Genomic DNA, 641 nt, shown 5'->3' with positions numbered 1-641 from the left:
TACACCTTTGGAAAATGCAGTCAGAACAGCTGAAGGCTACCAGGCAACATTAGACATCTATAAGAAAATAGGCACCTTACACAAGGAGCTCGAAACATCAGTATCGGCCTTGGATATTCACCTTGGCTTTAACAGTCGAGATGGTGATTAATGACTGACAAACTCTCGACATTAGAAAACACAAGGCTAAGCCGAAGACAGCTCCTTGGATCTATAGTCGCAAGCAGCTTACTCAGCCCATTCAATGCCTTCGCCAAGGAAAACGACTCAGAATTGCTCATTAGTGCAGCTAGGGATAGACACGGTCAGCATTGGGTAATTTGCTTACAAGGAAATGGCGAACCTGTCAGTCGGCTTAAGCTTCCCGCCAGAGCTCACCAGGTGATCAAGCACCCTCATAAAGAAGAAATAGCAGTCATTGGGCGGCGTCCTGGTCAATACATAATCGTATCTTCAATCAAATCAGGCAGAGTGATAAAACATATTCAGCCTGAACAGGGTTTCCACTTCTACGGGCATGCTCTTTACACACCTGATGGACGTTATTTGGTCAGCACTGAAAATCACATAGATTCGGGTCAAGGAAGGCTTTTTGTGAGAGATGTGCTCAACGATTATCGCGTACACGCCCAGCTCTCAAG

Annotated in this window: 1 protein-coding gene; it reads left to right on the top strand. The window is 45.7% G+C overall.

Annotated features, from left to right (window positions below):
• Nucleotides 1-150: 150 nt before the first annotated feature.
• Nucleotides 151-641 (top strand): DUF1513 domain-containing protein (locus A3735_RS24990; protein ID WP_156499911.1); only part of this gene is annotated, 491 nt, incomplete at its 3' end.

This window comes from Oleiphilus sp. HI0061 (genome assembly GCF_001635675.1).
This window is presented reverse-complemented; position numbering and strand designations above follow the sequence as displayed.